This window comes from Acidovorax sp. (genome assembly GCF_021287135.1).
Taxonomy (GTDB): Bacteria; Pseudomonadota; Gammaproteobacteria; order Burkholderiales; family Burkholderiaceae_C; genus Acidovorax.
The window spans coordinates 80,355-96,193 of sequence record NZ_JAJTBB010000089.1; the positions used below are offsets into that span (position 1 = coordinate 80,355).

At 69.3% G+C, this 15,839-nt stretch carries 14 protein-coding genes; 3 read left to right on the forward strand and 11 right to left on the reverse strand.

The genetic code is table 11. The annotated features are described in order from the left end of the window. Window positions 1–115 precede the first annotated feature (115 nt). The 3 genes from phbB to phaC form a co-directional block, all read right to left on the reverse strand. Window positions 116–853 carry an acetoacetyl-CoA reductase gene (gene phbB, locus LWW96_RS21970; protein WP_291490000.1) on the reverse strand — a complete coding sequence of 246 codons (738 nt, stop codon included), beginning with the start codon at window positions 851–853 and terminating at the stop codon, window positions 116–118. A gap of 301 nt (window positions 854–1,154) precedes the next feature. Then, a complete protein-coding gene (locus LWW96_RS21975; RefSeq protein WP_291490001.1) occupies window positions 1,155–2,333 on the reverse strand; it encodes an acetyl-CoA C-acetyltransferase in 1,179 nt (392 codons plus the stop codon). 99 nt (window positions 2,334–2,432) lie between these two features. Beyond that, entirely contained in the window at window positions 2,433–4,133 is a 1,701-nt protein-coding gene (phaC, locus tag LWW96_RS21980) for a class I poly(R)-hydroxyalkanoic acid synthase (RefSeq protein ID WP_291490002.1), read from the reverse strand. Between the two features lie 127 nt (window positions 4,134–4,260). Between phaC and LWW96_RS21985 the strand changes: the two genes are divergently transcribed. Next, the gene (locus LWW96_RS21985; RefSeq protein ID WP_291490003.1) at window positions 4,261–4,596 is read left to right on the forward strand and encodes a hypothetical protein; all 336 of its coding nucleotides are present in this window, start codon (window positions 4,261–4,263) and stop codon (window positions 4,594–4,596) included. Here LWW96_RS21985 and LWW96_RS21990 read toward each other — a convergent pair. From LWW96_RS21990 to LWW96_RS22000, 3 genes are all read right to left on the reverse strand, one after another. After that, window positions 4,516–5,400, reverse strand: coding sequence for a laccase domain-containing protein (locus LWW96_RS21990; protein WP_291490004.1), 885 nt, complete (start codon window positions 5,398–5,400; stop codon window positions 4,516–4,518). The two genes, LWW96_RS21985 and LWW96_RS21990, sit on opposite strands and share 81 nt — an antisense overlap. Beyond that, window positions 5,400–6,068: a maleylacetoacetate isomerase gene (maiA, locus tag LWW96_RS21995; RefSeq protein ID WP_291490005.1), complete on the reverse strand. Its 669-nt coding sequence runs from the start codon at window positions 6,066–6,068 to the stop codon at window positions 5,400–5,402. Before maiA ends, LWW96_RS21990 begins: the two co-directional genes overlap by 1 nt. A 93-nt stretch (window positions 6,069–6,161) precedes the next feature. Next, window positions 6,162–6,617 (reverse strand): MarR family transcriptional regulator, encoded by a 456-nt coding sequence (locus tag LWW96_RS22000; RefSeq protein ID WP_291490006.1) that lies wholly within the window; start codon window positions 6,615–6,617, stop codon window positions 6,162–6,164. Between the two features lie 148 nt (window positions 6,618–6,765). On the opposite strand from LWW96_RS22000, the gene LWW96_RS22005 reads away from it, so the two are divergent. Together LWW96_RS22005 and LWW96_RS22010 are read left to right on the forward strand one after the other, a co-directional pair. Continuing rightward, window positions 6,766–7,461 carry a fumarylacetoacetate hydrolase family protein gene (locus LWW96_RS22005; protein ID WP_291490007.1) on the forward strand — a complete coding sequence of 232 codons (696 nt, stop codon included), beginning with the start codon at window positions 6,766–6,768 and terminating at the stop codon, window positions 7,459–7,461. Between the two features lie 99 nt (window positions 7,462–7,560). Next, window positions 7,561–8,112 (forward strand): NUDIX hydrolase, encoded by a 552-nt coding sequence (locus tag LWW96_RS22010; RefSeq protein WP_291490008.1) that lies wholly within the window; start codon window positions 7,561–7,563, stop codon window positions 8,110–8,112. 30 nt (window positions 8,113–8,142) lie between these two features. On the opposite strand, the gene LWW96_RS22015 is transcribed toward LWW96_RS22010, so the two are convergent. From LWW96_RS22015 to LWW96_RS22035, 5 genes are all read right to left on the reverse strand, one after another. Then, on the reverse strand, window positions 8,143–9,540 hold the full coding sequence (locus tag LWW96_RS22015; protein WP_291490009.1) for a hypothetical protein: 1,398 nt from the start codon (window positions 9,538–9,540) through the stop codon (window positions 8,143–8,145). A gap of 223 nt (window positions 9,541–9,763) precedes the next feature. Next, window positions 9,764–12,118 (reverse strand): transglycosylase domain-containing protein, encoded by a 2,355-nt coding sequence (locus LWW96_RS22020; RefSeq protein WP_291490010.1) that lies wholly within the window; start codon window positions 12,116–12,118, stop codon window positions 9,764–9,766. Between the two features lie 10 nt (window positions 12,119–12,128). After that, a complete protein-coding gene (gene ligA, locus LWW96_RS22025; RefSeq protein WP_291490011.1) occupies window positions 12,129–14,219 on the reverse strand; it encodes an NAD-dependent DNA ligase LigA in 2,091 nt (696 codons plus the stop codon). Further along, window positions 14,212–14,691, reverse strand: coding sequence for a GNAT family N-acetyltransferase (locus LWW96_RS22030; protein WP_291490012.1), 480 nt, complete (start codon window positions 14,689–14,691; stop codon window positions 14,212–14,214). The genes ligA and LWW96_RS22030 overlap by 8 nt, the downstream gene beginning before the upstream one ends. A gap of 6 nt (window positions 14,692–14,697) precedes the next feature. Beyond that, window positions 14,698–15,822 carry a cell division protein ZipA C-terminal FtsZ-binding domain-containing protein gene (locus LWW96_RS22035; RefSeq protein WP_291490013.1) on the reverse strand — a complete coding sequence of 375 codons (1,125 nt, stop codon included), beginning with the start codon at window positions 15,820–15,822 and terminating at the stop codon, window positions 14,698–14,700. Window positions 15,823–15,839 lie beyond the last annotated feature (17 nt).

Below are 15,839 nucleotides of genomic sequence, written 5' to 3' on the forward strand. Positions count from 1 at the left end.
TCCCTGACAAAAAAGACCCCGCATTGCGGGGTCTTTTGCTTGGGGCGCCGAGGCGCCGCGGGGCGGCACTGCAAGGGATCCTCTGCACGCATCGGTCAAGAGGATCCCAAACCCATCAACCCATGTGCAGGCCGCCGTTCACCGAGAAGTCGGCGCCCGTGGCATAGCCGCCTTCTTCGGAGGCCAGCCAGGCGATGATGGAGGCAATCTCGCTGGGCTCGCCCAGGCGCTTCACCGGCACGGTGGAGACGATCTTTTCCAGCACGTCGGGGCGGATGGCCTTGACCATGTCCGTTCCGATGTAGCCGGGGCTCACGGTGTTGACGGTGACGCCCTTGGTGGCCAGCTCCTGCGCCAGCGCCATCGAAAAACCATGCATGCCGGCCTTCGCAGCCGAATAGTTCGTCTGGCCGGCCTGGCCCTTTTCGCCGTTGACCGAGCTGATGTTGATGATGCGGCCCCAGCCCTTTTCCACCATGTCTGCCACCACCTGCTTGGTGACGTTGAACATGCTGTTGAGGTTGGTCTCGATGACGGCATCCCAGTCCTCGCGGGACATCTTGAGGAACATCCGGTCTCGCGTGATGCCGGCGTTGTTCACCAGCACATCGATGGGGCCATGCTCGTTCTTGGCCTTCGTGAACGCTTCCACCGTCGAGTCCCAGTCGCCCACATTGCCCACCGATGCATAGAAGGTGAAACCGTGCGCCTTCTGCTCGGCCAGCCACTTGGCGTGGTCGCGCGTGGGGCCGCAGCCGGCGATGACCTTGAAGCCTTCCTTGTGCAGGCGCTGGCAGATGGCTGTGCCGATGCCCCCCATGCCGCCCGTGACATACGCGACTTTCTGGCTCATGTGATTTCTCCTTGTTGGTTAACGTCTCAGCAGCCACTCTACCCAAGAAACAGGCCACTGCCGTGGAGGAAAACACTGAACCCCTTTCCTTTTTGACATATCGGCATGCGTCACACGTTTGACACACATCATGGCGTGGCGCTGACGCCGGTGCGCAGCCCGTGCACGCGGGTCTGCGCCCCGTCTTGGGGCATGGAAAAGCGGCGTCGATCAGCGGCGCCAAAAGGTGCAAGGACGGACGCAAAAAAGCCGCGCCCATGCGCGGCTTTCGGGGCGAGCGTGCTGCGGGGCAGCCAGCGCGTCAGCGTTCCAGCGCCAGCGCTACTCCCATGCCGCCCCCGATGCACAGGGCGGCCAGGCCCTTCTTGGCATCCCGGCGCTGCATTTCGTGCAGCAGCGTCACCAGGATGCGGCAGCCCGAGGCACCAATGGGGTGTCCGATGGCGATGGCACCGCCGTTGACATTCACCTTGGCGGGGTCGAGGGCGAGTTCCTTGTTCACGGCGCAGGCCTGGGCGGCAAAGGCTTCGTTCAGCTCGAACAGGTCCACGTCGGCGGCGCTCCAGCCCGCGCGCTGCAGCGCCTTGCGCGATGCGGACACCGGGCCCATGCCCATGATGGCCGGGTCCAGCCCCGAGGTGCCGAACGAAGCGATGCGCGCCAGCGGCTTGAGGCCCAGCGCCGCAGCCTTCTTGGCCGTCATCACCACCACGGCAGCGGCGCCGTCGTTGATGCCCGAAGCGTTGCCAGCCGTCACGCTGCCGGCCTTGTCGAAGGCCGGGCGCAGACCCGCCAGGGCTTCGGCATTGGTCTTGCGGTTGAGGTATTCGTCGGCGTTGAAGACGATGGGGTCACCCTTCTTCTGCGGAAGGGTCACGCCCACGATTTCATCCACGAACTTGCCCGCGTCCTGGGCAGCGGCCGCCTTCTGTTGGCTGGCCAGGGCCAGCGCATCCTGCATGTCGCGGGTGATGCCGTATTGCTTGGCCACGTTCTCGGCGGTAATGCCCATGTGGTACTGGTTGTACACGTCCCACAGGCCGTCCACAATCATGGTGTCGACCAGCTTCCAGTCGCCCATGCGCTGGCCTTCGCGCGAGCCGTTGAGCACGTGCGGTGCCAGGCTCATGTTCTCCTGGCCGCCGGCCACCACGATCTCGCTGTCGCCCCAGGCCACCGCCTGGGCCGCCAGCATCACGGCCTTCAGGCCCGAGCCGCAGACGGCGTTGATGGTCAGCGCCGGGGTTTCCTTGGCCACGCCGGCCTTTATCGAGGCCTGGCGCGCAGGGTTCTGGCCCACGCCTGCCGCGAGCACCTGGCCCATGATGACCTCGCCGATCTGGTCGGCTTGCAAGCCCGCGCGCGCAATCGCTTCGCGGATGACGATGGAGCCCAGCTCGGTCGCGGGCGTCTTGGCCAGGGCGCCACCAAACTTGCCCACGGCAGTGCGGGCGGCCGAAACGATGACGATGTCTTCCATGGAATGTCCTTGTGGTTGATGGGTTGCTGGTTCGGATTCTCGCAGCGCGGAAGATCCGCACTGTTCCATACCAGGGTTTCTGCGTACCCGGCCGGGGCCTCAGGCCTTCTCTTTGACGTAGCGGCCCGGCGCGGGCTCGATGGCCTTGAACTTGGCGCCTTTGCCGTAGCTCTTGGGTGCGGCAATCTGCTTGCCCGCGTGGCCCTTGAGCCACTGCGACCAGTCGGTCCACCAGCTGCCGGGGTGTTCGGTGGCGCCTTCGAGCCACTGGTCCAGCGTGGCAGGGAACTTGCCGTCGGCGCGCATCCAGTGGCTGCGCTTGCCCTTGGCGGGCGGGTTGATCACGCCCGCGATGTGGCCCGAGGCGCCCATCACAAACCGCTTCTTGCCGGGCAGCACCTGGGTGGACGCATACGCGGCCGTGGCCGGCACGATGTGGTCCTCGCGCGAGCCGTAGATGTACACCGGCATCGTGAGCTGGCCCAGGTCCATCTTTTCACCGCACACGGTGAGCTTGCCGGGCTGGACGAGGTTGTTCTCCAGGTAGAAGTTGCGCAGGTACCAGGCGTAGAACGGGCCGGGCAGGTTGGTGCTGTCGCTGTTCCAGTACAGCAGGTCAAAGGGCGGCGGGGTTTCGCCCTTGAGGTAATTGCCCACCACGTAGTTCCACACCAGGTCGTTGGGACGCAGGAAGCTGAAGGTGGAGGCCAGATCCTGGCCCTTCATCAGCCCACCCTGCCCCATCTGCATCTCGCGGAACTTGACGAAGGCCTCGTCGATGAACACGTCCAGGATGCCAGTGTCCGCAAAGTCGATCAGCGTGGTCAGGAAGGTGGCGCTGGCCACCGGCTCGTCGCCACGCGCGGCCAGCACGGCCAGGGCGTTGCTCAGGATGGTGCCGCCCACGCAAAAGCCCAGAGCGTTGATCTGCTCGGCGCCGGTGATGTTCTGCACCACGTCGATGGCGGCCATGGCGCCGTCTTCCACGTAGTCGTCCCAGGTCTTGTGGCCCAGGTCTTCGTGGGGGTTGCGCCAGCTCACCACGAACGTGCGGTGGCCCTGCTCCACCGCGTAGCGGATGAGCGAGTTCTCGGGCTGCAGGTCCAGGATGTAGAACTTGTTGATGCACGGCGGCACCAGCAGGAACGGCCGTTCGTACACCTTGGCCGTGAGGGGTTTGTATTCAAGCAGCTGGAACAGCTCGTTCTCGTACACCACGGCGCCCTCGGTGGTGGCCACGTTGCGGCCCACCTCGAACAGGCTCTCGTCCGTCATGGACACATGGCCCTGCGAGATGTCGTGCCACAGGTTCTTCAGCCCCAAGGCAATGCTTTCGCCCTTGGTCTCGATGGCCTTTTTCTGCGCCTCGGCGTTGAAGGCCAGGAAGTTGCTGGGGGCCATGGCGGCCATCCATTGCTCCACGCCGAAGCGGATGCGCGCCTTGGTCTTCTCGTCGGCTTCGACCGCGTCGGCCAGGCCCATCAGCGTGCGGGCGTTGAGCAAATAAGCCGCTGCGGAGAAGGCCGCCACGGGATTGCTGGCCCAGCCTTCACCGGCAAAGCGCTTGTCCTTGATCTCGGGGGCGCCCTGCAGGCCCTGCGTCCACAGCGCCTGCGCCTCCTGGAGGTACTGCTGCTGCAGGGCCTTCAGCTTGTCGGGCGAGAGCTTGACGGCGGAGGCGGGAGGCAGCGCGCCACCCAGGTCCATCTTCTGGAGCGATTGCAGCGCGTGGGCCCAGGTTTGGCCGAAAATCTGCTGGAACTGCTGGGCGCCTTCTGCCCAGGGTGATTCAGAATGCATGCTCTTTCCTCGGTGACGGGGCGCCCGCTCCGGCCAGGCCGGCGGGCAGGCTCTCTTTCGGATTCATTGTTGCCGACGCCCCGGCGCCTGGCAACGGAATCACAACACGTGCAGTGAACGCAAACCAATGTACCTCATCGTCATTGCCTGGACCTACGTCACGCTCATGATGGCGGTGGCCGAGGCCGCCAGTCCCACGGGCACGCTGCTGGGCGCGTTTTTTACGTTCGCGCTCTACGGAGCGCTGCCCATGGGCATCCTGGTGTACATCCTGGGCACGCCGTCGCGCAAGCGGGCCATCAAGGCGCGCGAGGCGGCGGAACAGGCGGCCTACGACGCCGAGCAGGCCGCCGCCGCAGCGGGCACCGCGGCCGCCGTGGCCTCAGGTGCGCCAGATGCAGGCGGCCAGCCGCCCGCTGCCGCCGAGGGCAGCGGCATCCCGCCGGTGCGAAAAGAACCGTGAGGCGTTGGTGACCGTGCACCAGGCGCCGGTGCCGTCGTTGCCGTAGATGTGCGTGACGCCCAGCGCCTGCAGCCGGCGCCGCGCCAGGCCCGCCAGGTCGCACAGGTATTTGCCTGGCACCCGCGGCCGGGCCACGAAACATGCTTGGGCGCCCGGGTCGTCGCGGCAGAAAGCGTCCCGCACCTCGGCCCCCACCTCGAAAGCCTGGGGGCCGATGCACGGGCCCAGCCAGACCAGGACGTCTGCAGCCTCCGCGGCAGCGGGCAAATATGCTCCTGTTTTGATAGCTGCTTGCGCAGATCCATCCTGCGCCAGGGCCTGAAAACGCTGAAACACCGACTCCAGCACGCCCTGCCCTCCGGTGCCGGCCAGCCCGCGCCAGCCGGCGTGGGCCGCCGCCACCACGGCGCCTGAGCGGTGGGCCCACAGCACCGGCAGACAGTCGGCCACCATGATGGTGCAGGCCACGCCGGGCGTGGCTGCGGTACAGGCATCGGCCTTCATGCCGTCGGGGGTGGTGGTGTCCAGGTGCACCACGCCGTCGCCGTGGACCTGGTCCAGGAACACCGGCCGCGTGCCGGGCGCCAGCTCTTGCAGGGTGGCCTGCAGGCGCGCGCGATTGGCGCGCACGGCCCCGGGGTCGTCGCCCACGTGGCTGCCCAGGTTCAGGCTGTCGTAGGGCGCGGCGCTCACGCCGCCCGCCCGCGTGGTGCACAGGGCCTGCACACCGGGCGGCGCGGGCCAGTCCGGCTGGATCCAGTCGGCAGGGGCCAGAGGTGCCGGCGCCGGCGCGGACGCGTCCATCAGGCCTCGGCGTCCGGGCAGGCCGAGGGCTGCGCGCGCTGGAATGCGGGCAGCGCCATGCAGGCCTCGAATGCGCCCATCGTGAGCGGCAGCTGGTCCAGGTTCACGTTGAAGCGCTGGCCGTTGAAGATCTGTGGCACCAGGCAGCAGTCGGCCAGCGTGGGCGTGTCGCCCCAGCACAGCACGGACGGCGCCAGGCCCTGCGCGGCGCGCTCCTGCGCCAGCAGCGCCAGCTGGCGCTCGAAGGCTTCCAGCCCGCTGCGCACCCAGTGCCGGTACCAGGTGTTCTTGGCGTCTTCTTCCACCTGCAGCTCGCGCACCAGGTACTTGAGCACGCGCAGGTTGTTGATGGGGTGGATCTCGCAGGCCACCATCTGGGCCAGTGCCCGCACCCGCGCGCGGGCCAGGGGCGTGGCCGGCAGCAGCGCTGGCGTGGGGTGGGTCTCGTCCAGGTATTCGATGATGGCCATGGACTGGGTGAGCGCCGCCCCCTCGTCGGTCACCAGCGTGGGCACCAGGGCGTCGCCCACCCGGCTGGCATACGCGGGCGCCTTGTGCTCGCCCTTGACCAGGTGCACGGGCAGGTAGTCGTAGTCCAGGCCCTTGATCTGCAAGGCGATGCGCACGCGAAAGGACGCGGAAGAACGGAAGTAGTTGTAGAGCTGCATGGCGAAACCCAGGGTTGCGGTGAAAAGGAAGGGCCGGGCACGCAGGCAGGCGCGGGGCGGCGGCTGCTGCGCTGCGCGCAGGCAACGAAGCGCTCAGGCGCCCGAGGCGCCGGCGGGGTCCTGGTGCTGGTACACCACGCGGTGCAGCAGCTGCATGAGGTCGCTGCGCTCCTGCGCATTGAGCGGGGCCATCAGCCGTTCCTGCACCCGCTGGGCCGCGTCGCGCATCTGCAGCGCGGCCACTTCGCCCTCGGGCGTGATCCACAGCAGCTTGCGGCGCCGGTCCCGCGTGTCCGGCTCGCGGCGCACCCAGCCGCGCTTTTCCAGCCGGCCGATCACCGAGCCCGACGTGGCCGCGTCGAAGGCCACGCGCGAGGCCACGGTCACCTGGTCTTCGCCGGGGCGGGCCAGCAGCTCGTGCAGGATGGCAAACTGCACCGGCGTCACGTCGAAGCCGGCCGTCTCCTCCATGAATAGCGCAACGGTTCGCTGGTGCGCACGGCGCACCAGGTGGCCCGGCGTGTTGTGGAAGTCGAAGCTCTGTGCCATGGGCGCGAGTGTAGCGCTCCCCGGCGCGCGGCCCGCAGCCATGGCACACTGCGCCGGGGGCGCCCGCGCCCCGACGAAATCCAGCCCTTCATTCCTGGCCTGCCCGCGTTTGCGCCCGGCGCAGGCCCAACCCGAAAGACCGACGGACATGAGCTACGTGTTTTCTCCCGCCCCGGTGGCCAGCGTGCCTATCGTGGGCAGCGGCGACCGCTTTCCTGTGCACCGCATTTACTGCGTGGGCCGCAATTACGAAGAGCACGCCAAGGAAATGGGGTTTACAGGCCGCGAGCCGCCCTTCTTCTTCATGAAGCCTGCCGACGCCATCGTCGTGGTGCCGCAGGGCGAGACCGTGCCCCTGCCGTACCCGAGCCTCACGGCCAACCTGCACCACGAGATCGAGCTGGTGGTGGCCATCGGCAAGGGCGGCAAGAACATTGCCGCCGCCGACGCGCTGTCGCACATCTACGGCTACGCCGTGGGCCTGGACATGACCCGCCGCGACCTGCAGAACGACATGAAGAAGCAAGGCCGCCCCTGGTGCATCGGCAAGGGCTTCGACGCCAGCGCGCCCATTGGCCCCATCACCCCGGCGGCCCAGGCGGGTGACGTGTCGCGCGCGGCCATCTGGCTCCAGGTCAACGGAGCCGATCGCCAGCGCAGCACGGTCGCGCAGCTGATCTGGAACATCGCCGAGACCATCGAGCACCTCTCGGCCGCGTGGGAGCTGCAGCCGGGCGACCTCATCTACACCGGCACGCCCGAGGGCGTCGGCGCCGTGGTGCGCGGCGATGTGCTGGAGGGCGGCATTGACGGGCTGGGCACGCTGCGGCTGAACGTGGTGTAACGGCCGCACCGGCCCAGCGTGGGCCGAATGCTATAATTTTAATAGCTTTCAGCGCTTATGGCGCAAGCGTTGGAGGCCATTTTTATTCAAACTCTCTGAATGACCTTCCGCAGCCCCATCAAACACTGCCGCGCCTGCGGCACCGCCGTGGTCTACCGCCTGCCCGACGACGGCGACACCAAGCAGCGCGCCGTCTGCCCGGCCTGCAACACGGTGCACTACGAGAACCCGCTCAACGTGGTGGGAACGGTGCCGGTGATGCCCGATGGCCGCGTGCTGCTGTGCAAGCGCAACATTGAGCCGCGGTGGGGCAAGTGGACGCTGCCGGCAGGCTTCATGGAGCTGGACGAGACCACGGCCCAGGGCGCCGCGCGCGAGACCGACGAAGAAGCCGGCGCCCAGATCCGCATGGGCCCCTTGTTCAGCCTGCTGAACGTGCGCCGGGTCGGGCAGGTGCACCTGTTCTACCAGGCCACCCTGCTCAGCGACCAGTTCAACCCGGGGTACGAAACCATCGAGGCGCGGCTCTTCCACGAGGAGGAAGTGCCCTGGGACGAGATCGCGTTCCGCACCGTCAAGGAAACACTGGAAGCCTACTTTGCCGACCGCAAGGCCGGCGCCTTCGGGCTGCACTGCATCGACATCGAGTGAGCCCGCCCGGACCAGAACCTGCTCAAGGTCTCAGGGCAGGAACAGATCCGCCGGCGTCGGCACCACGGTCGTGAACACGTAGCCGCTGCTGCCGGCTTGCGCAGACTGCGGCACGCCGCTGCTCATCAGCCCTCCGCTGCCGCCCTGCCCACCGCTGGCGCCGCCCCCGCCGCCAGCGACGGCCAGGGTGCCAGTGAGATCATCGACGCCGGCAGGGCCGCCATTGACCTGCGCCGTGCCCGTGATGCTCGGCGCCGCGGGGGCGATCAGGTGCACGATGCCGCCACCGCCGCCCCCGCCCGCTCCGGCGCCCTGGATGTTGCCGGTGTTGCCGTTGACGCCCGGGGCTCCCGCCCCGCCATTGGCGCGCAGCGCCCCGCTCACCACGATGCTGTTGGCCGAGGCCACGATGATCACGCCGCCGCCCCCGCCGCCCGCCCCGGCCGCATCCACGCCGGGCGTGGGCGCGTTGGAGGCATTGCGGCCGCTGGCATCGACCGCGCCCGAGGCCGAGATCGTGACCTTGCCCCCGGCCAGGATGACCAGGGAGCCGCCGCCCTCGCCACCCGTGTTCGATGCGTTGGGCCGGTAGCCCGCCCCGCCCGCCGCAGCGGGCGCCTTTTTCATGAGCGAAGCCGTCAACGGCGGCAGCCCCGTGCCACCCTGCGATGCCCCCGCGGCCGACAGCGCAATGCCCGGGTGCGGCGCCGCCCCGCTGCTGACACCGGCCCCCTCCGCCACGGTGACGGTGCCGGAGATCGTGACGTCGCCCGTGGCGCGCAGCACCGTTCCGCTGGGGACCTTCAGCGATCCATCCACCTGGATGGTGGTGAACTGCAGGTGGTGGCGCCCGGCCAGGCTGTTGAAGCCGCTGGCAGTCGTGAGGTCCAGGTTGGCACCCGGCAACACCGTGAACGCGCCGCCCGAGCCATCGCCGTACACCCCCATCGAGCCGGCCGGGCCCTGGGGGCCTTGAGGCCCCGCAGGCCCCACAGCGCCGGCCGGTCCCTGGGCGCCTGCCGCTCCGGTGGCTCCCGCAGCGCCGGCAGGCCCGGTGGGGCCTGGGGCGCCGGGCAATCCGGCGGCTCCCGCAGCGCCGGCGGGACCTGCCGGACCCGTGGCACCAGTGGGCCCCACGGCGCCCGTGGCCACGCCGGCAGAGCATTGGCCCAGCGTGCCGCTGGTGCCGTCAAAGCACAGCAAGGTGCCCTGGGCCGGCGCCGCCACCAGTCCGGGGGCGCGCACGCCGCCGCTGTCGTCCACCCGGAAGCGCACCGACTGGGTGGCGGAGTCAGTCACGACCACGGCACCCCCGGGTGGCGGGGTCATGCGGATATCGGCGGCCCGGCTGGACAGCGGAGCACAGCATAGAACGCAGGTGGCCACGGCCAGGGCCAGCCGCGACGAACGGAAGGGACAAGAAGTCATGGAAAAGGCGGGAAGGACAAAAGACTTGCACAGACAGGGACAGGCTGGGCGCGCAGCGCACACACCGCAGGCCCCGGCCCGCAGCCTGCCCGGCCGCGCGCCGGGCGCAGCCGCCACCCCACACCGGCGCGCATGCTAGCGGCGCGCTGGCGGGCACGCCAGCAAAAAAGTGCCAGGCCGCGCCCTTTGCATGCTGCGCACCTTGCGCAGCGTGGCGCGGTGCTCAGCCGCCCACGCGCTCCTCGGCAGGCGGCGGAGGCCGGCCGGGGTCATAGGTGGAGGGCGGCAGGCCGTGCTGGCCGCCCCCCGGGGGCGCCTGGGGCGCGGGCCCCAGCGGCCATGGCGGCGGCGCGGGCTGGGGTGCGGGGTCCGTGCGGAACAGGCCGCGAATCCATTCGCGCATGCTGCCCAGCGAGGCGTCTGCAGGCGGCGGCGACGGCTGCGGCGGCGCCTCGGCAAACTCGTCCACAAAGCGGTCACCGGCACTGACCACCTTGGCGCGCAAGGCCTGCTGCATGAACTCCCCCACCATGGGAAGCGCGCTGCGGGCGCCCTGGCCCCAGGCATCGCTGCGCAGCGTGACGCGGCCGTCGTTGAAGCCCGCCCAGGCGCCCGCCACCACGCGGGCATGCATGAGGATGAACCAGCCGTCGGTGTTGTCTTGCGTGGTGCCGGTCTTGCCGGCCACGTCGGCCTGGATGCCGTAGCGCGTGCGGATGGCGGCGGCCGTGCCGCGGTCCACCGACCCGCGCATGGTGTTGCGCAGCGTCTGCGCGGCCCGCGGGTCGAACACTTCCTGGGGCGTCGATTCGGCAAAGGTCTCCAGCACCTTGCCATCGCGGTCCTCGATGCGCGTGATCAGCACCGGCTCCACATAGCGCCCCAGGTTCACGATGGAGCAGTAGGCCGTCACCATCTCCTTGAGGGTGACCGGGCTGGTGCCCAGCGCGAGCGAGGGCACCTCCTCCAGCGGCGACTGGCGCACGCCCAGGGCGCGGGCCACCTCGGCCACGCGGGCGGGCCCCACCTGCTGCATGACCTGGGCGGTGATGGTGTTCTTGGAGAACGCCAGGCCGTCGGCCAGGGTCATCGGCTCCTCGCTGGGCGCGCGCCCGTCCGTGGGCCGCCACACGCGGCCGCCGCCCAGGGGGATTTCCACGGCCGTGTCCATCAGCGTGTCTTCGGGCGAGGCGCCCTTGGCAAACGCGGCGCCATAGACAAAGGGCTTGAAGGTGGAGCCCGGCTGGCGGCGCGCGGCCTGCACGTGGTCGAACGGGTCCAGGGCAAAGTCGCGGCTGCCCACCCACGCCAGCACATGGCCGTTGACCGGGTCTTGCGCCAGGAAGCCGGCCTGCACGCGCGTTTTCTCGGTGCGCAGCTTCTGCAAAAAGGCATCGTCGGCCAGCAGGGCCTTGAGCGCATCCTCGGGCGCCTCGCCCTTGTCCACGGCGGCGCGGTACTCGGCGCTTTCCCGCACCAGGGTCTGCACCAGCTCGTTGGCGGCATTCCAGCCATCGCGGCGGCTCCAGGCGGCGTCGGCCACGGCCTGCAATTGCTTGCCCTGGTGGGCCACGGCCTGGTTGGCGATGGCCTGCAGGCGCGAATCAATGGTGGTGCGGATCACCAGCCCGTCGGCGTACAGGCTGTAGCCATGGCTGTCGGCCCAGTCGATGAGCTGCTTGCGCAGCTGGATGGCGAAGTGCGGCGCAGGCCCCATGACCTCGGTCTGACGCTCAAAATTGACGCGCAGCGGGCGTTTTTGCAGCGCCTCGAACTCTTTCTCGTCGAGCTTGCCGCGCTTGACCATCTGCGAGAGCACCGTGTTGCGGCGGGCGCGGGCGCGCTCGGGATTGAGCACGGGGTTGTAGTACGCCGTGCCCTTGAGCATGCCGATCAGCGTGGCGCTTTCCAGCACGTTGAGCTTGTCGGCCGACTTGTCGAAGTACGTGCGCGCGGCCATCTCGATGCCGTAGGCGTTGTAGAGGAACGGCACGGTGTTGAGGTAGGTCTCCAGGATCTCGTCCTTGGAGTACGAAGCCTCGATCTTCAGCGCGGTGATCGCCTCCTTGAGCTTGCGCGTGAGCGCCTGCGGGAACACGCGCGAGCGGCCGATCTCGTCCGGAAAGAGGTTGCGCGCCAGCTGCTGCGTGATGGTGGAGCCGCCCTGCGGGTCGCCCCGCAGCGTGAGCACCACCGAGGAGGCCGTGCGCTTCCAGTCCAGCCCGAAGTGGTCGTAGAAGCGGTGGTCTTCCGTGGCGATCAGGGCATCCACCACATGGGGCGAGATCTTGTCCAGCTCCACCCATTCGCGGTTGGCCCAGCGGTACTCGGCCAGCAGCTTGCCGTCGGCCGACAGCAGCTGCGCCGGCAGCTCGCTCTTGGCCTTGCGGATGTCGGCCACCGAGGGGGTGAGCGGCAGCAGCACCAGGGTGTAGGCCAGAACGATGGCCGGCAGCGCCAGCACGCCCCACAGCAGCACGCGCCGCACGGGGCGCGGGATCCAGGCCAGCCCGGCGGCCAGCCCGCGGAGTCCGGCCCCGGCACGCGCCCGGACCGATTGCACCCAAGAATTGCGCATCAATAAAACCTCACAGGTCCGGGCCGGCCGCCAGCAGGGCGAGCATGCCGGCTTCGTCGAGCACCGGCACACCCAGCTCCTCGGCCTTGGCCAGCTTGCTGCCGGCTTCGGCACCGGCCACGACATAACTGGTCTTCTTGCTCACCGAGCCGGCCACCTTGGCGCCGGCCGCCTCGAGCAAGTCCTTGGCCGCGTCGCGGCTGAGCGTGGGCAGCGTGCCCGTGAGCACCACGGTCTTGCCCGCCAGCACCTGGGGCGCGCGCTCGGCCGGCGCCCCTTCGGGCCAGGTCACGCCGCAGGCGCGCAGCTGCTCCACCACCTCGCGGTTGTGGGGCTGCTCGAAGAAGGTGTGGATGGCCTGCGCCACCACGGGGCCCACGTCGTTCACCTGCAGCAGCTCGTCCACGCTGGCATCCATGATGGCGTCCAGCGTGCCAAAGTGCCGCGCCAGGTCCTTGGCGGTGGCTTCGCCGACATGGCGCAGCCCCAGGCCGAACAGGAAGCGCGGCAGCGTGGTCTGCTTGGATTTCTCCAGCGCGGCTAGCACGTTCTGCGCCGATTTCTCGGCCATGCGCTCCAGCGCCACCAGCGAGGCGAGGCCCAGCCGGTACAGGTCGGGCAGCGTGCGGATCACGCCCTGGTCCACCAGCTGGTCCACCAGCTTGTCGCCCAGGCCCTCGATGTCCATGGCGCGGCGCGCGGCAAAGTGCAGGATCGCCTCCTTGCGCTGCGCGGCGCAGAACAGCCCGCCGGTGCAGCGGTGGTTGGCCTCGCCCTTCTCACGCACCACGGCGCTGCCGCACACGGGGCAGGTCTTGGGCATGCGGAAGTTGGGTACATAGTCCGTGCGGTTGCCGGGCATCACGCCCACCACCTCGGGGATCACGTCGCCCGCACGGCGCACGATGGCGGTGTCCCCCACGCGCACGCCCTTCTTGCGGATCTCGAACAGGTTGTGCAGCGTGGCGTTGGTCACCGTGACGCCGCCCACGAACACCGGCGCCAGCCGCGCCACAGGCGTGATCTTGCCGGTGCGGCCCACCTGCACGTCGATGCCCTCCACCCGCGTGGCCATCTCCTGCGCGGGGTACTTGTGCGCCACGGCCCAGCGCGGCTCGCGGGTCTTGAAGCCCAGGTCGCGCTGCAGCTGCAGCGAGTTCACCTTGTAGACCACGCCGTCGATGTCATAGGGCAGCGCGTCGCGGCTGGCGCCCACCTGCTGGTGATACGCTACCAATTCCATAGCGCCTTGCGCAATCTGCACCTGGGCTGCGACCGGAAAACCCCACGATTTGAGGGTCTGCAGCAGCTCGTAGTGGGTGCGGAACACGGGCCCGCCCTCGCCTGCCGGAGTGATGGCGCCTACGCCATAGGCAAAAAAGCTCAGCGGCCGCTGGGCCGCGATGCCCGAGTCCAGCTGGCGCACCGCGCCCGCCGCCGCGTTGCGCGGGTTCACAAAGGTCTTGCCGCCCTGCTCGCGCTGGCGTTCGTTCAGCGCGTCAAAGTCGGCCCGGCGCATGTACACCTCGCCGCGCACCTCCAAGAGCGGCGGCACGCCGTCCGGCAGGGTCAGCGGGATCTGCCGGATGGTGCGGATGTTGTGCGTCACGTCCTCGCCCACCTCGCCATCGCCGCGCGTGGCGGCCTGCACCAGGCGGCGGTTTTCATAGCGCAGGCTCATGGCCAGGCCGTCGAACTTGGGCTCCGCCACGTATTCGACCGGCGGGTCGGCCGGCGCCAGGCCCAGCTCGCGGCGCACCCGCGTGTCAAACGCCTGCGCGCCGGTGGCCTCGGTGTCGGTTTCGGTGTGGATGCTGAGCATGGGCACGGCGTGCCGCACGGGCGTCAGCCCCTCCATCACCGCGCCGATCACCCGCTGCGTGGGCGAATCGGGGGTGATGAGGTCGGGGTGCGCGGCTTCCAGCGCCTGCAGTTCGCGGAAGGCGCGGTCGTACTCCGCATCGGGCACGGAGGGCGCGTCCAGCACGTAGTACTGGTGCGCCCAGGTGTTGAGCTGCGCCCGCAGTGCTGCAATTTTGGTAGCTGCCTGCGCTTGGCTGGTCTGCGCTGCAGCCGAAAAAAGGTCGGATTGCTCAGTCATGGTGGCCCCCGCTGGGATTCTTTTGGACGAAACCCAGTTCCCGTCCCCCCACAAACCCGACGGATTCGTAGAGCCGATGGGCTTGCGCCCGCTGCGCCCCCGAGAGCAGCATCACCTTGCAGCAGTCCATGGCCCAGGCCTCGTCCAGGGCGAACGCGAGCGCCGCACGCGCCAGGCCCCGTCGGCGAAATCGCTCGCCGGTGATCACGTGCTCAATGACGCCGATGGGCTGGCCCGCGCTCGCGAAATTGGGCAGCAAGGCCAGCATGCACGTGGCACCGACTTCGCCGCCGTCCAGCGCAACCACCAGCCTGGCCTGCGGCGAGTGGAGCACCGCGCGGAACAGCTGCAAGGACGCGTCGTCACCCAGGTCCGGGTCCTGCGGACGCAGTTCGCGGTACAGCGCCCTGACGGCGCGGTGGTCGGCTTCGTTGGCCCGCCGCACCGGCGCGGCGCTCGCCCCCCGTACCACGGCCACTCAGCTGAAGAGCCTGCGCGCCAGCGCCGACCCTGCGGACAAGTCCCGGCCGTCCAGCTGGTCGTAGAGCAGCTCCAGGTCGGCGGCGATGGGCTCCATGGCCATGGCGGGCAGCGGGGTGCCGTTCTGGTCGCACAGCACGCCGTCCATGGCCTGGCACAGCGCTGCAGCCACGTCGCGCAGCCGGGTGAAGGGCTGTTCCGTGCGGTAGACCTGCGGCACGTCAAGGCTCAGGGTGATGTCGCGGATGGCGGACTGGTCCGGGTCCTCGGCCAGAGCGGCCTGGGTGTCGTAGCCCAGGGTCAGCAGCGGCGGCAGGCCGGGCGTGGACACGGGCAGCACCAGGCGCCCGGGCATGGCGCCGGGCACAAAGCCCAGGCGCGCGGCGTTTTGCTGCACGTAGCCGGGGCTCCAGGCGGCCTGGCGGGCGCGCAGCATGAACATCAGCTGCGCGTCGTGCTCGCTGGCGAACTGGTCCAGCTCGCGGGCGCGGGCCACCTCCTGCAGCATGTCGGGGAAGTCCGGCGCGGCGTTGATCGCGTCGGCAAAGCCTTGCGTCTTCATCACGAATTCGGAGAACTCGATCTCGTTGAGCGCGCCCATGCGGTTGGCCAGCTGCACGCCCGCCTGGAAGCTCTGGTAGCGCTGGCCGGCGGCGGGCGTCTCCCACTGCTGGGTAGCCTCGTTCAGGCCTTCGATGGCAAACGGCTTGCTGCCGGCGCGGCGCGTGGGCGGCAGCGCGGCCAGCGCGGCGTCGCCAGACACCACATGCTCGACCTGCAGGCCGGCAATCACGTCGATGAGCGGGTCCAGGCCCAGGCGGCGCTCGGCCGACAGCGGCGGCACGGGCATCTGCAGCGCTTCGCTCAGGTCCACGGCATGGCCGTCGGCGGGCTCCAGGCCGCGGTCCAGGTCCTGGAATGCGTCGCCCGGCACGGCCACCGCGGTGCCATCAAAGCCGGGTTCCTGGCGCAGGGCCGGGTCCGCGATGCCGGCGGCCAGCTCGGGCTCCTGCGGCAAGGCGCGCTTGGGAGCGTTGCGGCGCGACGTCCAGGTGTTGTAGGCAACGATCAGGGCCAGCACCAGGCCGCCCACGATGGCCAGACTCAGTTGCAATGTGCTCATAGGTGAGGGGGTCTTCT